Here is a 21189-nt window from a genome sequence, read left to right on the forward strand (position 1 = left end):
TCGGCCACGCCGGTCCTCTCGATTCTCTGTCGAGGAGGTGGCCGGACCGGGATCCAGTTCGTTGGATCCCGGTCCGGTACCGCGCCAGGGCGGCGTCGGCGGATCGCCGCAGCAGGGCGTCCGCCAGGCCGCCAACGCTAACGGCGCAGCAGGCCGCCGGTCACCCCGCCCAGCACGCCGCCCACCGTGTTCAGGGTCCCGCCCACGATGTTCTGCACCGGGCCCGAGGGCGGCGCACCGCCACCGCCCGGCGCGGCACCGCCGCCACCGAGGATTCCGGCGACAGGCGCCGTCACCCCGGCGAGGACACCGCCCACCGGTCCGGCCGCGCCGCCGCCGCCCGGCGCGGCACCGCCGCCACCGAGGATTCCGGCAACGGGCGCCGTCACCCCAGCGAGAACGCCACCCACCGGTCCACCGCCGCCGCCCGGCGCGGCACCGCCACCCCCCAGAATTCCGGCAACGGGCGCGGTCACCCCAGCGAGAACGCCACCCACCGGTCCGGCTCCGCCGCCGCCGCCGCCGAGGATTCCGGCGACGGGCGCCGTCACTCCGCCGAGAACCCCGCCTGCGCCGCCGGCCAGGGCTGCGCCGGAGCCGCCGCTCAGCACATTGGCGGTGATGGGCGAACCCGCCGCCGCCGTCGGCGAGACCAGCGCCACGTTCACGAGCGATGGCGTCTGCCCGTTACCCAGAAGCGCCGTATGGCCGAGGCTCGCGCCGATGAGCGGTACGGAGCCAGGCGCCGCCCCGGGCAGGAGGCCGCTCGTCAGCTGCGACACGACTGGCAGGGTGCCGGAAGCGCCCAGCAGGGGCTGGGCCGTCGCCAGCACGCTGTTCACGAGGTTTTGGGGGCTGGAGGCCGTGGCCGTGACGCCCGTCAGCAGGCCCTGGATCTGATTGCCCGGGCCGGAAAGGACACTGGCGCTGATGGGCGCATTGGGCGCCGCGTTCGGCCCAAGGGCCGAGACCGCCACCACGCCCGGCGATCCGTTGGCACCGGGACCGCCGACCTGCAGGCCGCCGGCATTCACGTTGGCAACGCCGCCGAGAGCGCCTGCCAGCAGGCCCGGCGCCGCGGCGCCCGCGGCGCCCGTGGGGCCGGTGGCGCCAGTCTGACCGGTGGCGCCCGGCAGGCCCGCAGGGCCCTGCGCCCCAGGAGGGCCCGCAGGTCCCTGCGGGCCGGTCGCGATGGTCTGGCCGCCCCCGCCCGAGCCGTTATCCGCCGTGCCGCCCCCGGAACCGGAACCGGAGCCACCACCGCCGGCGCCGCCAGCGCCGTTCCCGCCACCATTGGAGGAGGAGGAACCACCGGCCACCGCTCCACCTTCACCCGCGGCAAGACCGACGGAGGAGCGCCCCGAGCAGGCGGCGACCGAGGACAAGAGAAGCGCGGCAAGTCCACCGCGCAGGATCACCCTGCTGAATTCGATCATTGTACGCTTCCTTCTCACGAGAGATTTCCCCGCTCCAAGCAAACGCCGATAGATCAAATAAATCGTTATACAATTTGAATTGTTTACGAAGGGATTCTTACCATCATCCCATTCCAGGTCGACATTTGTTGAGCACCGTCGAGTACATCTATTATCGATGCACGCCTGACAGTCTGACGCACAGAAGGCCTCTACATTTCCCGTGCCCCTGGATCGGAACAGCCAGCCGCCCGCTCTCCTCTGAACCCTGGCGGAGGCGGGCCGCCGTGTTAGCGTCCTCGCGGCCGGGTCCCCGGCCCGACAAGAAACGTGGAGGAAACCCAATGGACGCCAACCGCCGCGGCCTGCTGTCAGCCGCAGGGGCCATGCTCGCCTTGCCCGGCCTCCTGTCCACAGCCCGGAGCCAGAACGTGGAACGCTACCCCGACCCTGCTGTGCAGGTCCTCGACCCGTCCTTCAACCGATACCGCCTGCTGCTGGCGGGCGTGGAGCAGCTCTGGACCGGCGCGCGCTGGAGCGAGGGGCCCGTCTGGTTCGGCGACCATCGCTGCCTCGTCTGGTCGGACATCCCGAACAACCGGATGCTCCGCTGGTCGGAGGAGACGAGCCAGGTGGACGTGTTCCGCGGCCCCTCCAACAACGCCAACGGCAATACGCGCGACCGCCAGGGCCGGCTGATCACCTGCGAGCACCTGACCCGCCGCGTCACGCGCACGGAGCTCGACGGCAAGATCACCGTCATCGCCGACCGCTTCGAGGGCAAGCGCCTCAACAGCCCCAACGACGTGGTCGTGAAGTCCGACGGCAGCATCTGGTTCACCGACCCGCCCTTCGGCCTGCTCGGCTTCTACGAGGGGGAGATGGCGGAGCCCGAGCTGCCCACGAACATCTACCGCGTGGACGGGCAGACCGGGCAGATCACCGTCGCGAGCGGGGATATCGGCCGGCCGAACGGCCTCGCCTTCTCGCCGGACGAGTCCAAGCTCTACGTGGTCGAGGCCTCGGCAACGCCGCGCGTCATCCGCGTCTTCGACGTGGACAGCGCCACGGGCCGGCTCTCGAACAACCGCATCTTCATCCAGTGCAAGGAGGGCGAGACGCCGGACGGCTTCCGCGTCGACGTGGACGGCAACCTCTGGTGCGGCTGGGGCATGGGCACGCCCGAGCTCGACGGCGTGCGCATCTTCAACAAGGACGCCGCGCCCATTGGGCATATCCGCCTGCCGGAGCGCTGCGCGAATCTCGCTTTCGGCGGCCGGCACCGCAACCGCCTGTTCATGGCGGCGAGCAAGTCGCTCTACTCGCTCTACGTGAACACGCAGGGCGCGCCCGGGGGCTGATCACGGGCAGTTGAGCTCCGACGCGGCGGCGCGACCGGCGCCGCCGCATCTTGACGTATATCAAGGCAATCCCCGGCCAAAGGAACCACAAGGCCTCCAGAACAACAGGAGACAGTGCCATGACCGCCGAGACGCTGCTTGCACGCGACCTGATGGCGACCGCCCTCATCACCGTGCCGCCCGACATGCCCGTCAGCTCCATCGCCCGCCTGCTGGGCGAAAGGGCCATCTCTTCCGTCCCGGTCACGGATGCCGCCGGCAAGCTGCTCGGCATCGTGACCGAGGCCGACCTGCTGCGTCGGGTCGCAGGGGCGGAAGATCCCGCGCGGTCCTGGATCGCGCGCCTCCTGCGCGACAACGACAACGAGGCCCTGCGCTATGCCAAGACGCATGGGCGCATCGCCCGCGACCTCATGACCACCGATCTGATCACCGCCGGTCCAGAGGCCTCAGTCGGGCATTGCGCGCAGCTGATGGAGAAGCGGCGCGTGAAGCGCCTGCCGATCGTGACGCCGGACGGCCGGCTGGTCGGCATGGTCTCCCGGGCGGACCTCCTCTTCGCCGCCATGGAGCCGCCCGCCGAGATCGGGACGACGCGGAACCTGGATGCGCGCATCCGCCTGGCCCTCAAGAAAGAGATCGACCGAGAGCCCTGGGCGCATAGCCTCTACGTCTTCCCGGACGTCAAGGACGGCGTCGTCACCTTCCACGGCTTCGTCCAATCGGACGCCGTGCGCCGCGGCCTCTGCGTCCTCGCAAGCCGCATCGAGGGTGTCAGGGACGTGGTCGACCAGATGGAGAAGGCGCCGCCCTTCCTCCCGGGCGAATTCGTCTGAGGCCCGCCCCTCAGATCATGCCCGGCACGGTCAGGTCCGAGCCGTCGATCAGGCGCTCATAGCGAAAGGGCGTCGGGTCGATGCTCGGCGTGGCGCCCGTCACCAGGTCGGCGGCCAGCTTGCCGGCCGAGGGCCCCGTGCCGAAGCCGTGGCCCGAGAAGCCGGCCGCCACCGTAAGCCCCGGGATCCGCGCGAGGGGCGCGATCACCGGAATGCCGTCCGGCGTCCAGTCGATCGCCCCGCCCCAGCTCTGCGCCACGCGGATCCGCCCCTTCAGCTCCGGATAGGTCTCGCCCATCGCGACCAGCGCCTCGTCGATCAGCGACTGCTGCGGCGCCGGGTCCAGCATGCGGATGCGCTCGAAGGGCGAGACGCCGTCCAGCGACCAGCGCGACATCGCCTCCGGCCCATCGAAGAAGGAGCGGCCCAGGCGGATGGCCAGCTTGTCGCGCCGCGCCATGAACATCGGCCAGAACTGGCGGGCATAGCGAAAGCCTTGCGGCGCGAGCTCCAGCCGGCCGCGCCCGCTGAGCCCGATCGTGTAGCCCCCGTCGAGCCGCCGACGCAGCGTGAATTTCGGCGTGGAGAGGCCGCCCGTCACCACCTCCGGCAGAGGCTCGGTGCGGAAGGAGGTGGAGCGGATGCTCGCCTGCGGCAGCGAGACCCCGTGGTGGCGCAGGAACATCGAGGCCCAGGCGCCCCCGGCCAGCAGCACGGAGGCCGTGCGGATCGTCCCCTTCTCCGTCACCACGCCGCTCACGCGGCCGGCGGTCAGGTCGAGGCCGCGCGCGGCGCAATTCTCGACGATGACGGCACCAAGGCGCATGGCGGCGCGCGCCAGGGCCGGCGCCGCCAGGCTGGGCTCGGCCTTGCCGTCGGTAGGCGAATACACGCCGCCGATCCAGGCGTCGGCGGTGCCGGTCGCCATGGCGCGCGCCTCGGCCGCGCCCAGCATGCGCGTATCCACGCCGAAGGGCTTTGCGATCCGCCCCCAGGCCTCCCAGGTGGCCAGCGTGGCGGGGTCCTTCGTGACGTAGATCAGGCCCTTGCGCTGGAAGCCGAGATCCTCGTTGGTCTCCTGCGACAGCCGCTCCCACATGGCGAGGCTTTCCATCGCCATGGGAATCTCGCGCGGGTCGCGGTTCTGCTGGCGCACCCAGCCCCAGTTGCGGCTGGACTGCTCGCCGCCCACCACGCCCTTCTCCACCAGCGCCACCGAATGCCCGGCCTTGGCGAGGGTGAGCGCGGCGCAGACGCCGACGATGCCGCCGCCGATGATCACGACATCGGCCTGGGCGGGCGGCGTGGAGCTGCCGGAGATGGGATCGGCGAGGAGCGGCACGGGCGTCACCTGAGCAATTCGCCACGATGATGCCGCCGCTCAGCGCGGCGGAACAGGCCCCACATAGATCGCCCGCGGCCGGATGAGCTGGCCGCGCGCCCGCTGCTCCAGCCCATGCGCGATCCAACCGATGGTCCGCCCGAGCGCGAAGAGGCCGAAGGCCGTGCCCTCCGGCAGGCCCAGCGCGCGCCGCAGCACGACCAGCGCGACGTCGACGGAAGGAGGCTCGCCGGTGAGGGCGGCGACCGCCTCGATCAGCCGCGCCGCCTCGGGGAAGCCGGGCAGGAGGCGCGGCAGCAGGACGCGCGCGCGGATATCGCCCTCCGGATAAAGCGGATGGCCGAAGCCTGGGATCGCCTCCCCGGCAGCGAGGCGCCGACGCAGCTGCGGTGCAGGGTCGCCCAGGTCCAGGCCGTTCCACAGCGCCTCCAGCCGCGCGGTCGCGCCGCCATGCCGGCTTCCCGTGAGCGCCGCGAGCCCGCCGATCACCACCGCGCGCAGACTGGCGCCGGTCGAGGCGACGCAGCGCGCCGTGAAGCCCGAGGCGTTCAGCTCATGGTCGGCGCAGAGGATGAGCGCCATGCGCACCAGCTCGGCGCCTTCCGCGTCGAGCCGCCAAGCGGCGGCGAGCTGGCGGTGCAGCGGGCCGGCCGCGGGCGGGCGGCCCAGCACGGCGCCGAGCATGGCATGGAGCAGCGCGCCGCAGCCCTCGGCCAGGCGCCGCGGGTCTTTCTGCCAGAGCGCGGTGGGATCGTCCTCGGTGGCCAGGGTGAAGCGGGTGAGCAGCACCTCGTCGAGCGGGCCCCGGGGCCCCTCCGGCGCGGGCGTGGCAAGCGCCGCGGCAAAGGGCAGATCCCAGAGCAGGGAAGCGACCTCCTCCACCGTCGCCGTCCGCGCCAGTTCGGCGACGTCGCGGCCGCGATAGAAGAAGCGGCCGTCGCGGATCAGGGTGATCGCGGATTCCAGCACGGGCGCGCCCCAGTCGAGCGTGGCCTTCGCCACTTCCCTGGGTTTGCGGCCGCGCCGCCGCTCGGCGCCCAGCCGCTCCACCGCCTCGGCCGAATAGCGGCTGCGGCGCGGGTCGTCGCCGCCATGGGCGCGCAGCAGCCCGCGGCTCACATAGGAGTAGAGCGTCTGGCGCGACACGCCGAGGCGGCGGGCGGCCTCCTCGGCGGTCAGGTAGCTGGACATGCGGCACCGCCCTCGATGTCGATTATCTCAATCAAGATTGACGATATGCTAGAAGAGGCCTGCCATGGCCAGGCACAAGCGGGACGCCGGACATGGACCAGATCACGCCTCACGCGGCCGATACGGACGCCGCCTTCCTCCGGGACATCTGGGAAGGGCTCGGCGGCGACGCCGCCCTTGCCGAAAAGGTGCGCTTCATCGGCGAGGGCGGGCTGCCCTCCTTCTTCGCCACCACGAGCCTCGCCGCCGCCTCGGTCGCGGCGGCCGGGCTGGCGGCGGCGGAGCTGGTCGCCGCGCGCGGCGGCCGCCTGCCCGAGGTCGTCGTGGACCGGCGCCTCGCCTCCTTCTGGTTCGGCTGGTCGATCCAGCCGCAGGGCTGGAAGATGCCCGCGACCTGGGACGCCGTGGCGGGCGACTACGCGACGCGCGACGGTTGGATCAAGCTGCACACCAATGCGCCCCACCACCGCGCCGCCGCCCTCGCCGTCCTGCAGGCGCCGGCCGAGCGGGAGGCCGTCGCCCGCGCCGTCGCCACCTGGTCGGCGGATGAGCTGGAGGCGGCCATCGTCGCGGCGGGCGGCTGCGCCGCGACGATGCGCCCCATGGCGGATTGGGCCGCGCATCCCCAGGGCCAGGCCGTCGCGCAGGAGCCGCTGCTCTGGCGGAAGGATACCGGCGCGGCGCGGCAGCGCGACTGGACCTTCGATCCCCCACGGCCGTTGGCCGGCCTGCGCGTGCTCGACATGACCCGCGTCCTGGCCGGCCCCGTCGCGACACGCTTCCTGGCGATGCTGGGCGCCGAAGTGCTCCGCCTCGATCCACCGGAATGGGAGGAGCCCGGCATCGCTCCCGAGGTCACCTACGGCAAGCGCTGCGCACGCCTCGACCTCCGTCAGGCCGAGGGCCGCGAGCGCCTGGGAGAGCTGCTGCAGGGCGCCGACCTCTTCCTCAACGGCTATCGCCCGGACGCGCTGGAACGGCTCGGCTTCGGCACCGAGGCGCGGCATGCCCTGCGTCCCGGCCTCGTGGACGTCCGTCTCGACGCCTATGGCTGGACCGGCCCCTGGAAGGGCCGCCGCGGCTTCGACAGCCTGGTGCAGATGAGCTGCGGCATCGCCGGCGAAGGTATGCGCCGCAGCGGTGCCGGCAAGCCGCATCCCCTGCCCGTCCAGGCGCTGGATCATGCGACGGGCTACCTCCTGGCCGCCGCCGCGCTGCGAGGGCTCACGCGTCGGGTGACAGAGGGCGTCGGCTCCGCCTCACGCACCTCGCTCGCGCGGACGGCAGCGCTGCTGATGTCCCGCCCTGCAGCAAAGGAGGCGCCGCTCGCGCCGGTCGGCGAGGCGGATCTGTCCGCGACGACCGAGGAGACCAGCTGGGGCCCTGCCCGCCGCCTCCGCCCGCCGGTGACCATCGCTGGCGTGCAGGTCGGAAGCGGCATTCCGGCGGGGAATCTCGGCTCGTCTCCGCCCCGCTGGGCGGAGGCCCGTTGAAGCGGCCGCTCAGCGTTTTCGTAGCAGAAAGCCCACGATGCCGCGCGGCAGGAAGAGGATGAAGAGGACCAGCAGGATCCCATAGGCGAAGGGCGCGGCGCCGATGAAGACAGTGCCGAAGCCCACGCGCAGCAGCTCCTCGAGCCCGATGGTGAAGACCGCGCCGACGCTCGGCCCCAGCATCGAGTACATGCCGCCGGCGATGGCGCCGAAGACGATCTGCAGCGAGATGCCGATGCCCGCCAGGGACTCCGGATTGAGGTAGAGCCGGTACTGCGCGCCCAGCGCGCCGCCCAGCGCCGCGATGCCGGCGGAGATGATGGTGACCCGCAGCTTCTCCCGCGTCACATGGATGCCGATGGAGGCGGCGGCGTCCTGATCCTCGTTGATGGCGGCGAGTGCGCGGGAGGCCATGCTCCGGTCCAGCCACCACCAGACCAGCAGCGCGAAGACCCAGACCAGCAGCGCCATCCACCAGAAGCCGGTCTTGCTGAACTGCATGGCGAGGAAGGGCGCGTCCGGCGCGAGGCGCGGCGTCATGCCGAGCGAGCCGCCGGTGTGCTCGCGCAGCGCCACGATCAGCAGCCGCACGATCTCGCCGGCGGCGAGCGTCACCAGGGCAAAATAGTGCCCGACGACGCGCAGCCGGAAGCAGGGATAGCCCAGCAGGAAGGCGAGCAGCATGGCCGCGGCGACGCCGATGGGCAGGCCAAGCCAGGGCGTCACCCCTACCTCGTTCCAGAGCATCGCCATCACATAGGCGGCCGTGCCGATGAAGGCGCCGTGCCCGAGGGAGACGAGGCCGAAGCGCCCCATCATCGCCCAGCCGGTGCCCGAGACGGCCATCAGCATCGAGGTGACGCCGAGATGGAGGAAGTAGTCCGGCGTGCCGAGCAGCGGCACGGCCGCGAGGAGCAGGACGAAGGCGGCGAGGGCGAGGTTCATCGCGCGAAAAGCCCCCGCGGCCGGCCGAAGATCACCGCGATGAAGAAGGCGAAGGCGATCACGTAGCTCATCTCCGTGTTCCACCAGAAGCTGCCGGTGGAGACGATCAGCCCCATCAGGAAGGCGGCCAGGAAGCCGCCCAGCATGTTGCCGAGCCCGCCCATGACGCAGATCATGAAGGTGATGGGCCCGAAGGAGAGGCCGATGAAGGGATGCACGTCGAGCTGCACGACCAGCAGGCAGGCCGCGAGCCCCGCCAGCGCGCCGCCCACCGCCGAAGCCACGACGTAGACGCGGCGCGGATCGACGCCCATCAGCGGCATCACCTCGCGGTCGCGCGCGATGGCCCGGATGGCGATGCCGATATAGGTGAACTTCAGAAAGGCCCAGAGCGCCGCCGCCCCCGCCAGCGCCGCGCAGAAGGCCGCGAGCTTGGTGCCGGAGACGAAGACGTCGTGCCATTCCATCGGCGGCAATTCGACGCCGAGGCTGCGGAAATCCGTGCCGAAGACCAGCATCGCGCCGCCCTGCAGGACGAAGAGCACGCCGCCTGTCGCGAGCAGCTGGTTGATGGGCGGCGCCCCCAGCAGCGGCTTCACCACGATCAGATGCAGCAGCACGCCGAGCAGCCCGACCAGGGGCAATGCCGCGGCGAAAGCCAGGTAGAGCGGCCAGGCCTGCTGCGTGTGCAGGAACCAGACGGCGTACATGCCGACCATCACGAGCTCCGCATAGCAGAGCCAGACCACGTCCACGACGCCGAAGACCAGGTTGCAGCCCAGCACCGGCAGGGCGAAGACGCCGCCCAGCAGGATGCCGTTGACCAGCGCCTCGAGCAGAAAGGGATCCATGTCAGTGCCCGCCGAGATAGGAGTTGCGGATCGCGGGATCGGCGGCGAGATCGGCGGAAGCGCCCTCGGCCACGACGCGGCCGGCATCGAGCACATAGGCGCGATCCACCACGCGCAGCACCTGCGCGACGTTCTGCTCGACGATGAGCACCGTCAGCCCCTCGTCGCGGATGCGCTTCACCAGCTCGAAGACCTGCGCGACGACGATGGGCGCGAGGCCGGCCGAAGGCTCGTCCAGCAGCAGGATGCGCGGGCTCGACATCAGGGCGCGGCCGATCGCGCACATCTGCTGCTCGCCGCCCGACATGGTGCCGGCCAGCTGATGCCGCCGCTGCGCCATCTTCGGGAAGAGGTTGAACACGTATTCCGACCGCTCGGCGAAGCGCTTGCGCGCCGAGGGAATGAAGGCGCCGACCTTCAGGTTCTCCTCCACCGTCAGATGCGGAAAGAGGCGGCGGTTCTCCGGCACATGCGCGATGCCGCTGGCCGGCAGCTCGTGGGCGGGCGTGGCGGCGATATCGACCTCGCCGAAGCGTGCCGTGCCACGGGTGGGGCGGATCATGCCGGAGATCACGCGCAGCAGTGTGGTCTTGCCGGCGCCGTTGGGGCCGACGACGCCCACCGCCTCGCCGGGGGTGACGCGCAGGCCGACATCGAACAGGGCCTGGAAATCGCCGTAGCCGGCACGGATTCCCTCCAGGACGAGGGCTGGCTCTTCCATCAATGCGTGACCCTCATGCCGCGCGGGTCTCCGGCGGACCCAGATAGACCTCGGCCACACGCTCATCCTGCTGCGCCTCGCGCGGCGTGCCCTGGAAGATCACGGCGCCGTGGTCGAGCACCACCACCCGGTCCACGACGGAAAGCAGCACGCCCATGATGTGCTCCACCCAGACGATGGTGATGCCGCGCACGTCCCGAATGTGCTTCAGCATATCGGCCGCCTGCCGCATCTCGCCGCCGTCGAGCCCGCCCAGGCTTTCGTCGGCGAGCAGCAGCTTGGGCTGCGTGGCGAGGGCACGCGCCAGCTCGAGCTTCTTCAGCCCGGCCGCCCCCAGGCCGCCGACACGCGCCGAGGCCTCCGTGGGCAGCTGCGCGAGCTGCAGCGCATCGCGCGCCCGGCTCTCGGCCTCGGCGCGGGTGATGCGGCCATTCGCGCCGTAATAGGCCGCGAGCGTCGCATTCTCGACCAGCGAGAGCTCGCGAAAGGGCCGCGGAATCTGGAAGGTGCGGCCGAGGCCCTTGTGGCAGATCGCATCCGCGTTCAGCCCCGCGACCTCCTCGCCGTCGAGCTTCACGCTGCCCGAGGTCGGACGCAGCATTCCCGCGATGCAGTTGAAGGTGGTGGACTTGCCGGAGCCATTGGGGCCCAGCAGGCCCAGGATCTCCCCCCGGGCCACGCTGAAGCTCACCTTGTCCACCGCCGTGAAGCCGCCGAATTTCTTCGTCAGCCCCGAGACCTGAAGAAGCATCAGCTCCTCAGCGCGAAGGGGCTGCTCGCGGGGAAGGGCAGCACGGGCGGGCCGCTGGCGATGGCGGTGGGCCACACCACCTTCGCCCGCGCGTTCTCGTACTGCATGACGACGGTCGAGCTGCGCTCGTTCTGCCCGGCCATCTCGTGGCCCGGCGGGTAGAACTTCAGCCCGTGTCCCTGGATGGTCCCGCCAACGGGCAGGTCCACGCTCTGCGTGGCGCGGATCATGGCGGCGATGCTGCCGCCGCCGTCGCGCACTGCGGGCTTCAGCACGTTCTCCAGGAAGGTCCAGGCGCTGTTGAACCCGGTGGAGGCGTGGGTCGGCAGGTCGCGCGCGCGCGTCTTGGCCTCGTAGCGCTGCATCAGCACCTGGCGGAGGTCGCGCACCTCGGGGGTGAGCTTTTCCGGCTCGAGCATCTGCGTGCCGGCGGGATCGACGTTGCAGAAATGGTTCATCTCGGCGCCAAAGGTCTCGGTCAGGCGGTCGATCTGGGAATAGCCCGCCCCCTGGCCGATGATCATCCGCGTCCGCAGGCCGCCAGCCTTCGCCTGCCGCAGGAAGAGCGTGATGTCCGGGTTGTAGCCGGTGTGCAGGATCACATCCGGCCGCTCGCGGCGCAGCTTCGTCACCAGCGTCGAGAGGTCGGGCGCGGTGGCGGCGTAGCCCTCGTGCAGGACGACGCGCATGCCCGCCGCCTTCGCCAGCGTATCGGTCGCCGCCGCCACGCCGGTGCCGTAGGGCCCGTCCTCATGGATGATGGCGACTCTGAGGTTATTGGGCGCGATGCGCATGGCGCGCTCGCTGTGCTCGAGCAGGAACTGGACCGAGGCCTCGCCATACTGGTCGGAATGCACGGTCGGCCGGAAGACATGGGTGAAGTTGCGGCCCTTGATGACGGCCGTCGAGATCGCCGTGGTGATCCAGAGCAGCTTGCGCTGAGCCTCGAAGCGCTGGGCCAGGGGCATGGCATGGGCGGAGCTGAAGACGCCCATCACGACGTCCAGCCCTTCCTGGCTGATCAGGCGCTCGGCCTCGTTGATCGCGACCTCGGCACGGCTCTGGCTGTCTGCCGCCACCACCTGGGCCGGGCGGCCGCCCGCGCCTCCCCTTTCGTTGAACAGGTCGAAGGCGATCTCCGCGCCCACCGCGCAGGCCTGGGATCCCGCCGCGGCCAGGGGGCCGGAAAGGTCGAACAGCACGCCGATGCGAATGGGAGCTCCCGAGGCGGGCTGGGCCCTCGCCGGGAGGGAAAGCGGTGCAAAGGGCAACCCGGCGCCGGCGGCGATCAGGCCGCGACGAGAAACGGACATGGACACACTCCCTGCATGATGCGGCTCTTCGGCTGCATTCCTGTTGCGAGAGCGTTGCGGGTTGATGCGCGCCGGTCAAGGAAAACCCGACATGCGGCGACAGCGGCCACCGGCCTTCCGTTACGGACATGCGCCCAGGCGAACAGGGCGCCCGGGACGACCGCCGGCAACCATGACGCGCTGAGGTGGTTACCCCTCCGACCGGACCGATGCTCGGTTCGCCGGAAGGATGCTCGATTATTGGCTGGCGCCGTCCCACCCCACTCCCTCTACTATTTCCATCACCTCCTCGCTGGCCCGCTCGTACGGTGGCCCGAGGATTTTGGTCGGATCGCATCACTCGGTTTCGAGAGCGTGGTGCTCGCGCCGGTTTTCGCGCCGGGACGGGACAATTCGGTATTCCTGACGGCGGATCATAGTCGTCTTCACACAGCCCTGGGCGGCGGCGACGCGCTGGAAGGCCTGCGCCGCATCACCCATGACGCGCGAGAGGCCGGACTTTCGGTCCTGCTGGATCTCACCACCGATCGCCTCGATACGGATGCCGTCATCCTGCGCCGTCATCCGGACTGGCGGTTGCACGACCCGCAGGCCGGCCTCCCACCCGATCCACGCCGCCCCATGGCGCAGGGCGCGGCCTTGCCCGCGCCGCCCCCGGACGATCTCCGCCTCTGGTGGCGGGAACGGCTGGCCGAATGGATGCAGGCCGGCGTGGCCGGCTTCCGCTGCCTCGATGCTTCCGCTGGCGGCGGCTTCTGGCGCAGGCTGATCAAGGAGGTCCGAGAGGCGCATCCCCAGGCCGCCTTCATTGCCTGGACCCAAGGCTGCGGCACCGCACAGGCGGCGGATCTCGAAGGGTGCGGCTTCGACCTCGCGGCCTCCTCCCTGCCCTGGTGGGATTATGAATCGCCCTGGTGGGGCGAAGAAGCGGCGCGGCTTTCCCGCGTGGCGCCCCTGCTCACCATGCCGGAGGCGCCCTTCGCACGCCGACTGGCGGCCGGCTTTTCCAGCCGCGTCCTGGCGAGAACCGCCGCGGAACGGGCCCTCCGCTTCTCGGCCCTGACCGGCACCGCCTGGCTGCTCCCCATGGGCTTCGAATTCGGCGACCTGCAGCGCATGGGCCATGGCGCCGGCCAGGCCGAGGCCTTCGCCGAGCTGCGCGGCAACCCGCGCCTCGATCTTCAGGAAGCGGTTCGGGAAGCAAATGCGGAGCGCAAGCGACGCAAGACGAGCGCCTCCGAGCCGCCGCTTCTGCTCTCCGGTGCAAGGGCGCCTGTGACCGTGGCCCTGCAGGCCGAGGAAGGCCGGCTGGTCCTGGCCAACCCGTCCCTCTCCCGTCCCGCCGTCGTTTCGGCCGCGCAGGTGGTGGGCATGTTGCCCAGGCCCGGCGCCCTGCCCGCCGACAGCACGGATGCCATCGGCCGCATCACCCTGGCGCCCGGCGAGGTTCTTTCCCTCACGGTCCAGGACACGAAGCCGGTCGTCCTGAAGCCAGGCCCCGGCGCGCGCAGCGCGAAGGCCTTCGCGGAATCGCCGCGCATCGCCGTGGAGGCCATCCGCCCCAGCGTGGATGCGGGACGCTTCCCGGTGAAGCGCGCCGTCGGCCAGCCCGTGACCGTCACCGCCGATGTCTTCACCGATGGCGCGACCAAGCTGGCCGTGCGCCTCCTCTGGCGCCCCTCGGACGAGAAGACCTGGCGCGAGGTGCCGATGCGCCACACGCTCAACGACATCCACACGGCGACCTTCGTGCCGGATCGCGTGGGGCGGCACCTCTACACCGTCTGCGCCTGGGTGGATTTCTACGCCGCCTTCCTGGACGAGATCACCAAGAAGCAGGCCGCCGGCGTCGATATCGCGCTGGAGCGGCGCGAGGGCATGGCGTTGCTGGAGGCCGCCAGATCCCATCTGCCGCGCGGCGAGGCCGCCGAGATCAATGCCCTGCTCAAGGCCCTGCCCCGCGCCGATGCGGCCGGCTCCGTCGAACTCTTCGGCATGCCCCGCGTGGTCTCGCTGACGACCAAGGCGGACCAGCGCCCCTTCCAGGTGGTCCAGGAGCCGCTGCTGCAGCTCGACGTCGAGCGCCGCGCCGCCGGCTTTGCCGCCTGGTACGAGATCTTCCCCCGTTCACAGAGCGGCGACGCGAAGCGCCACGGCACCCTGAACGACGTCATCGCCCAGCTGCCGCGCGTGCGCGAGATGGGCTTCGACGTGCTGTACTTCCCGCCGATCCATCCTATCGGGAAGAAGAACCGCAAGGGCCGCAACAACACCCTCACGCCCGGCCCCGAAGATCCCGGCAGCCCCTATGCCATCGGCTCGGAAGCGGGCGGCCATGACGCGCTGCATCCGGAGCTCGGCACGTTGGAGGACTTCCGGCGGCTTGTCGCCGCGGCGTCGAAGGAAGGGCTGGAGCTCGCGCTCGACTTCGCCATCCAATGCTCGCCCGACCATCCCTGGCTGAAGCAGCATCCCGACTGGTTCGCCTGGCGGCCGGACGGCTCCATCCGATACGCGGAAAACCCGCCGAAGAAGTACGAAGACATCGTCAACGTCGACTTCTACGCGAAGGGCGCCGTGCCGGACCTGTGGCTGGCGCTGCGCGACGTCGTGCTCTTCTGGGCGAAGGAGGGCGTGAAGCTCTTCCGCGTGGACAACCCGCACACCAAGCCCCTGCCCTTCTGGGAGTGGATGATCGCGGGAGTGCGCGCGCGGGACCCCGATTGCGTCTTCCTGTCGGAGGCCTTCACGCGGCCCAAGGTGATGTACCGGCTGGCCAAGGTCGGCTTCTCGCAGTCCTACACCTACTTCACCTGGCGCAACGAGGCCTGGGAACTCGGCCAGTACATGACGGAGCTGAACCAGTCCCCCGTCTCGGAATTCTTCCGCCCGCATTTCTTCGTCAACACGCCCGACATCAACCCGGTCTTCCTGCAGCAGTCGGGGCGGCCCGGACACCTGATCCGCGCGGCGCTGGCGGCCACGCTCTCGGGTCTCTGGGGCGTCTATAACGGCTTCGAGCTCTGCGAGGCGCGGCCCGAGAAGCCCGGCAAGGAAGAGTACCTCGACAGCGAGAAGTACGAGATTCGCGTCTGGGACTACGACCGCCCGGGGAATATCAAGGCCGAGATCACCCTGCTCAACGCGTTGCGGAAGCAGAACCCGGCGCTGCACACGCATCTGGGCACGACCATCCTCGCCTCCGGGCATGACGGCGTGCTGCTTTTCGTGAAGGCGACGCCGGATCTTTCCAACGTCGTGCTCGTGGCGGTGTCGATGAATCCGCACCAGCCGCTCGAGACGCATATCGAGCTGCCGCAGGCCGTGATGGGCCTCGGCTGGGGCGCGGCGCTGCTTGCGGAAAACCTCGTCCAGGGTGGCGAGGAGCGATGGGAGGGCTCGCATCGCCATCTCCGCCTCGACCCCCAAGCCCTGCCCTTCGCCATCTGGCGCCTTCGCGCCGCCGACAAGGTCTGATCATGCCGCGCAAGACGACACACACCGCCATGCCGACGCCTGGCCAGGATCCGCTCTGGTACAAGGACGCGGTCATCTACCAGCTGCACATCAAGTCCTTCTTCGACGCCAACAATGACGGCGTCGGCGACATTCCGGGCCTGCTGCAGAAGCTCGACTACATCGCCGAGCTCGGCGTCGACACGATCTGGATGCTGCCCTTCTACCCCTCGCCCCGGCGCGACGACGGCTACGACATCGCCGAGTACAAGACCGTGCATCCGGAATACGGCACCATGGCCGATATCCGCCGGCTGATCGCGGCAGCACATGAGCGCGGCATCCGCGTGATCACCGAGCTCGTCATCAACCACACCTCGGACCAGCATCCCTGGTTCCAGCGGGCGCGCCTCGCGAAGAAAGGCTCGGTCCATCGCGACTTCTACGTCTGGTCCGACGACGACAAGAAGTACGACGGCACGCGGATCATCTTCCTCGACACCGAGAAGTCCAACTGGACCTGGGATCCGGTCGCGGGCGCCTATTTCTGGCACCGCTTCTACAGCCACCAGCCCGACCTGAACTTCGACAATCCGCAGGTGCTGAAGGAGGTCCTTTCCGTCATGCGCTTCTGGCTGGATGCCGGCGTGGACGGGTTGCGGCTGGACGCCATCCCCTACCTGATCGAGCGCGACGGCACGAACAACGAGAACCTGCCCGAGACGCATGTCGTGCTGAAGAAGATCCGCGCGGAGCTGGATCGCGTCGCGCCCGGCCGCATGCTGCTCGCCGAGGCCAACCAATGGCCCGAGGACACGCAGCTCTATTTCGGCGAGGGCGACGAATGCCACATGTCGTTCCACTTCCCCCTGATGCCGCGCATGTACATGGCGATGGCGCAGGAAGACCGCTTCCCCATCACCGACATCCTGCGGCAGACCCCGGCCATTCCGGACAACTGCCAATGGGCGATCTTCCTCCGCAACCATGACGAGCTGACGCTCGAGATGGTGACCGACCGCGAGCGCGACTACCTGTGGGAGACCTATGCCTCCGACAAGCGGGCCCGCATCAACCTCGGCATCCGCCGCCGCCTGGCGCCGCTGCTGGAGCATGACCGCCGCCGCATCGAGCTGATGAACTCGCTGCTCCTCTCCATGCCCGGCACGCCCGTCATGTATTACGGCGACGAGATCGGCATGGGCGACAACATCCATCTCGGCGATCGCGACGGCGTGCGCACGCCGATGCAATGGTCGCCGGACCGCAATGGCGGCTTCAGCCGCGTGAACCCCGCGAGCCTCGTGCTGCCCGCCATCATGGACCCGGTCTATGGCTACGAGGCCGTGAACGTGGAGGCGCAGTCGGCCGACCAGCATTCGCTGCTGAACTGGACGCGACGCATGCTGGCGGTGCGCAAGCGCCACCGCTCCTTCGGGCGCGGCAGCTTCGGCTACCTCTATCCCGGCAACCGCAAGATCCTGGCCTATCTGCGCGAATACGAGGGCGAGACCATCCTCTGCGTCTGCAACCTGTCTCGCACCGCGCAGGCCGTGGAGCTGGATCTCACCAACTTCACCGGGCGCGTGCCGGTGGAGCTCGTCGGCGGCTCCTCCTTCCCGCCGATCGGCCAGTTGAACTACCTGCTGACCCTGCCGCCCTATGGCTTCTACTGGTTCCTCCTGGCGACAGAGGCCGCCATGCCCAACTGGCACACGCCAACGCCCGAGCCGATGTCCGAGCTCTCGACGCTCGTGCTGCGCAAGAGCCTGTCGGAAGTGCTGGCGCCCGCGCCGCTGAAGACCATCGAGACCGACATCCTGCCGCCCTACCTGTCGCGCCGCCGCTGGTTCGCCGGCAAGGGCGCGGAAGTGACGCAGACGCGGCTGGCCTTCGTGGAGGCCATCACCGGCCGCGACGGCGCCGAGGTCCTGCTGGCCGAGGTGGAGGCGGCCGATGCCAGCGGCCTCGGCCGCTACCTCCTGCCCCTGGGCGTCGCCTGGGAGGACGAGACCACCTCCCCCCTGCCGCAGCAGCTCGCCTTGGCGCGCATCCGCCGCGGCCGGCGCGTCGGCGTCCTGACCGATGCCTTCGCGCTGGATGCCCTGCCGAGCTCCGTGCTGCGCGGATTGCGGGAGCATGCGGTGATGCCGCTGGCCCAGGGCGAGATCCGCTTCCTGCCGACCTCGGCCTTCGACGGCGTGGAGATTCCGGCCGATGCGGAAATCCGCCGGCTCTCCGCCGAGCAGTCGAACTCCTCGCTCATCATCGGCGACCAGGCGGTGCTGAAGCTGGTGCGCCGCGTCACCGAGGGGATCAGCCCCGAGACCGAGATGACGCGCCACCTGACCGAGCGCGGCTTCGCCCAGACGGCGCCGCTGCTGGGCGAGGTGGTGCGCGTGACGCCGGATGGCGTGCCGCGCACGCTGGTCGTCCTGCAGGGCTTCGTGCGCAACCAGGGCGACGGCTGGGGCTGGACCACGGAATTCCTCAGCCGCGTCATCGACACCATGGCGGTCGCCGATCCGCCGTCCGAGGCGCAGGACGGCGTCTTCGACAACTACCTGGCCTTCGCCACCGCGCTGGGGCGCCGCCTGGCCGAGATGCATGCGGTGCTGGCGCAGGACAGCGACGACCCGGCCTTCCAGCCCGAGCCCGTCACGACCCAGGACGCGAAGGCCTGGGGCAAGGCCGCCGGCGCGCAGATCGAAGCCGCGCTGAACGCCCTCACCGGCGTGAAGAGCTGGAACTCCGAGGCGCATCAGGCGCAGGCCGAGAGCCTCGTGTCGCGCCGCAAGGAGCTGCTGCGCGCCGCCGATCGTCTGGCGGAAGCAGCGAAGGGCACGCTCAAGACGCGCGTGCATGGCGATTTCCACCTAGGCCAGGTGCTGGTGGTCCAGGGCGACGCCTGCATCATCGACTTCGAGGGCGAGCCCGCGAAGTCGCTGGAACAGCGCCGCGCCAAATCCTCGCCCATGCGGGACGCGGCCGGGCTGCTGCGCTCCTTCGACTATGCCGCCGCCGCGGCGGGCGCCGAGCGCCAGGGCGTGCAGGGCCTGCCGCCCGACCACGCCGCCGCGCTGCTGGAGCATTTCCGGCAGAGCGCCAGCGACAGCTTCCTCGCCGCCTATCGCGAGGCCCAGGCCCAGGCGCCCCGGCCCTGGGTCACGGCGGAGGCCGAAACCGCGCTGCTCGACCTCTTCCTGCTGGAAAAGGCGGCCTACGAGGTCTGCTACGAGGCCGCCAACCGCCCGGGCTGGCTGCACATTCCCCTGCGTGGCCTCGAGGAGCTCGCCACCCGCGTCCTCGATCAGGAGGCGGCGCATGGCTGAGCCCCATCTTCACCCGGAAGCCATCTGGTCCCTCATCGACGGCCGCCATGGCGATCCCTTCGCGATCCTTGGTCCGCACATGACCGAGGCCGGCCCCATCGTGCGGGCCTTCCTGCCGGGGGCCAGCGCCGTCACGCTGCTATCGGGCAGGAATGCCGTGCCGATGACGCGGATCCATCCCGCCGGGCTCTTCACCGGCGGGATCGAGCCCGGCCCCTATCGCCTGCGCATCGACTGGAACGGCACCATCCAGGAGACCGAGGACCCCTACAGCTTCGCCCCGCTCCTCGGCGAGCTGGACCTGCATCTGCTGCGCGAGGGCCGGCACCAGGATATCGGCCGCTGCCTCGGCGCGCATCCGATGGTGGTGGACGGCATCGCCGGCGTGCGCTTCGCGGTCTGGGCGCCCAATGCCCGCCGCGTCTCGGTCGTTGGCGATTTCGACAGTTGGGACGGAAGACGCCACCCGATGCGGCTGCGCCATGAGGCCGGCGTGTGGGAACTGTTCATCCCGCGCCTGCTGCCGGGCACTGTCTACAAATACGAGCTGCTTGGCCCGCAGGGCCAGCTGCTGCCGATGAAGGCCGATCCCATCGCCTGGCAGGCGGAGCCTCCGCCCGCCACCGGTTCGATCGTCGCCGATACCGGACGCCTCGTGCCGCCACGCCCGCTGAAGGCCTCGGGCGATCCGGCGCTCAAGCCCATCTCGGTCTACGAGGTACATCCCGGCTCCTGGGCGCGCGGCGACGGCAATGCGCCGCTCGACTGGGAGGAGCTCGGCGACAAGCTGATCCCCTATGTGAAGGGGATGGGATTCACCCATCTCGAATTCCTGCCGATCATGGCGCATCCCTTCGGCGGCTCCTGGGGCTACCAGCCGCTCGGGCAATTCGCGACGCACGCGCCCTTCGGCGCGCCGGAGCATTTTTCCCGCCTGGTGGAGCGCTGCCACGAGGCCGGCATCGGCGTGATCCTGGACTGGGTGCCCGCGCATTTCCCGACCGACGTGCACGGGCTCGCGCAGTTCGACGGCACCGCGCTCTATGAGCACGCGGACCCGCGCGAGGGCTTCCACCAGGACTGGAACACGCTGATCTACAATCTCGGCCGCCAGGAGGTGCGGAACTTCCTGATCGGCAGCGCGCTGCACTGGCTCGAGCATTACGGCGTGGATGCGCTGCGCGTGGATGCCGTGGCCTCGATGCTCTACCGCGACTACAGCCGCAAGCAGGGCGAATGGGTGCCCAACATCTACGGCGGCCGGGAGAACCTGGAATCCATCTCCTTCCTCAAGGAGCTGTCCGAGATCATCGCCGAGCGCTGCCCGGGCAAGCTGCTCATCGCCGAGGAATCCACCTCCTTCCCCGGCGTCACCCGCAAGGCGCAGGACGGCGGGCTCGGCTTCGACTTCAAGTGGAACATGGGCTGGATGAACGACACGCTCCGCTACATGGAGCGCGACCCGATCTACCGGCGCTACGACCACGGGCTGATGACCTTCGGCCTGGTCTATGCCTTCTCGGAGAAGTTCATGCTGCCGATCTCGCATGACGAGGTCGTGCACGGGAAGGGCGCGCTGCCGGCGAAGATGCCGGGCGACGAATGGCAGCGTTATGCGAACCTTCGCGCCTATCTCAGCTTCATGTGGATGCATCCGGGCAAGAAGCTGCTCTTCATGGGCTGCGAATTCGCCCAGCCGCGCGAATGGAATCACGATCGCTCGCTGGACTGGCACCTGCTGGACGAGCCGCGCCATGCCGGCATGCAGCGCCTGGTGCGGGACCTGAACGAGCTCTACGCCGGGATGCCCGCGCTGCACGCGCTGGATTGCGACCCCGCCGGCTTTCGCTGGGTGGTGCTGGACGATACCGAGGCCAGCGTCTTCGCCTGGCTACGTTTCGGGCCGGGCGGCGCCGCGCCCGCGCTGGTCGTCTGCAACTTCACGCCGGTCACGCGGCAGGGCTATCGCCTCGGCGTTCCCCAGGGCGGCGACTGGCAGGAGGTCTTCAACTCCGATGCGGGCATCTATGGCGGCTCGAACACCGGCAATGGCGGGCGCGTCTTTGCCTGGGACGAGGCGTCGCACGGGCTGGAGGCGTCGCTCTCGCTGACGCTGCCGGCGCTGGGCACGCTGGTCCTGACGCCCTCGACGCATTGAGCGAGCAAATTGCCGCCCGGCGGT

The 21189-nt window shown here is 70.0% G+C and carries 14 protein-coding genes; 6 read left to right on the top strand and 8 right to left on the bottom strand.

What is annotated here, in order from left to right:
• Window positions 1-137: 137 nt before the first annotated feature.
• Window positions 138-1436 (bottom strand): hypothetical protein, encoded by a 1299-nt coding sequence (locus tag KHU32_RS20620; RefSeq protein WP_213672045.1) that lies wholly within the window; start codon window positions 1434-1436, stop codon window positions 138-140.
• Window positions 1437-1801: 365 nt separating this feature from the next.
• On the opposite strand from KHU32_RS20620, the gene KHU32_RS20625 reads away from it, so the two are divergent.
• Both KHU32_RS20625 and KHU32_RS20630 read left to right on the top strand, forming a co-directional pair.
• On the top strand, window positions 1802-2776 hold the full coding sequence (locus KHU32_RS20625) for an SMP-30/gluconolactonase/LRE family protein (protein ID WP_249681478.1): 975 nt from the start codon (window positions 1802-1804) through the stop codon (window positions 2774-2776).
• Window positions 2777-2895: 119 nt separating this feature from the next.
• Window positions 2896-3612, top strand: coding sequence for a CBS domain-containing protein (locus KHU32_RS20630; RefSeq protein WP_249681440.1), 717 nt, complete (start codon window positions 2896-2898; stop codon window positions 3610-3612).
• 10 nt (window positions 3613-3622) lie between these two features.
• On the opposite strand, the gene KHU32_RS20635 is transcribed toward KHU32_RS20630, so the two are convergent.
• On the bottom strand, window positions 3623-4954 hold the full coding sequence (locus KHU32_RS20635) for an NAD(P)/FAD-dependent oxidoreductase (RefSeq protein ID WP_213672047.1): 1332 nt from the start codon (window positions 4952-4954) through the stop codon (window positions 3623-3625).
• Window positions 4955-4993: 39 nt separating this feature from the next.
• A complete protein-coding gene (locus KHU32_RS20640) occupies window positions 4994-6145 on the bottom strand; it encodes a citrate synthase family protein (RefSeq protein WP_213672048.1) in 1152 nt (383 codons plus the stop codon).
• Window positions 6146-6237: 92 nt separating this feature from the next.
• Between KHU32_RS20640 and KHU32_RS20645 the strand changes: the two genes are divergently transcribed.
• Complete coding sequence (locus KHU32_RS20645; protein WP_213672049.1) at window positions 6238-7638, top strand: CoA transferase; 1401 nt, start codon at window positions 6238-6240, stop codon at window positions 7636-7638.
• A 9-nt stretch (window positions 7639-7647) separates the two neighbouring features.
• Here KHU32_RS20645 and KHU32_RS20650 read toward each other — a convergent pair whose 3' ends face one another.
• From KHU32_RS20650 to KHU32_RS20670, 5 genes are read right to left on the bottom strand one after another with little or no spacing between them, the layout of a single operon-like run.
• The gene (locus KHU32_RS20650; protein WP_213672050.1) at window positions 7648-8583 is read right to left on the bottom strand and encodes a branched-chain amino acid ABC transporter permease; all 936 of its coding nucleotides are present in this window, start codon (window positions 8581-8583) and stop codon (window positions 7648-7650) included.
• Window positions 8580-9434, bottom strand: a complete 855-nt coding sequence (locus KHU32_RS20655) for a branched-chain amino acid ABC transporter permease (RefSeq protein WP_213672051.1) — start codon at window positions 9432-9434, stop codon at window positions 8580-8582. The genes KHU32_RS20650 and KHU32_RS20655 overlap by 4 nt, the downstream gene beginning before the upstream one ends.
• Window position 9435: 1 nt before the next feature.
• Window positions 9436-10155 carry an ABC transporter ATP-binding protein gene (locus KHU32_RS20660; protein WP_213672052.1) on the bottom strand — a complete coding sequence of 240 codons (720 nt, stop codon included), beginning with the start codon at window positions 10153-10155 and terminating at the stop codon, window positions 9436-9438.
• A gap of 13 nt (window positions 10156-10168) precedes the next feature.
• On the bottom strand, window positions 10169-10906 hold the full coding sequence (locus tag KHU32_RS20665; RefSeq protein ID WP_213672053.1) for an ABC transporter ATP-binding protein: 738 nt from the start codon (window positions 10904-10906) through the stop codon (window positions 10169-10171).
• Entirely contained in the window at window positions 10906-12219 is a 1314-nt protein-coding gene (locus KHU32_RS20670) for an ABC transporter substrate-binding protein (RefSeq protein ID WP_213672054.1), read from the bottom strand. The genes KHU32_RS20665 and KHU32_RS20670 overlap by 1 nt, the downstream gene beginning before the upstream one ends.
• A gap of 357 nt (window positions 12220-12576) precedes the next feature.
• Here KHU32_RS20670 and KHU32_RS20675 point away from each other — a divergent pair, with 357 nt between their 5' ends.
• Genes KHU32_RS20675 through glgB form a run of 3 tightly spaced genes read left to right on the top strand, consistent with a single transcriptional unit; the run spans window position 12577 to window position 21165 of the window.
• A complete protein-coding gene (locus tag KHU32_RS20675) occupies window positions 12577-15696 on the top strand; it encodes a maltotransferase domain-containing protein (RefSeq protein WP_347265580.1) in 3120 nt (1039 codons plus the stop codon).
• Between the two features lie 2 nt (window positions 15697-15698).
• On the top strand, window positions 15699-19007 hold the full coding sequence (gene treS, locus KHU32_RS20680) for a maltose alpha-D-glucosyltransferase (protein WP_213672055.1): 3309 nt from the start codon (window positions 15699-15701) through the stop codon (window positions 19005-19007).
• On the top strand, window positions 19000-21165 hold the full coding sequence (gene glgB, locus KHU32_RS20685; protein ID WP_213672056.1) for a 1,4-alpha-glucan branching protein GlgB: 2166 nt from the start codon (window positions 19000-19002) through the stop codon (window positions 21163-21165). Before treS ends, glgB begins: the two co-directional genes overlap by 8 nt.
• The last annotated feature ends 24 nt before the right edge of the window (window positions 21166-21189 follow it).

The organism is Roseococcus pinisoli (assembly GCF_018413645.1).
Lineage (GTDB): Bacteria > Pseudomonadota > Alphaproteobacteria > Acetobacterales > Acetobacteraceae > Roseococcus > Roseococcus pinisoli.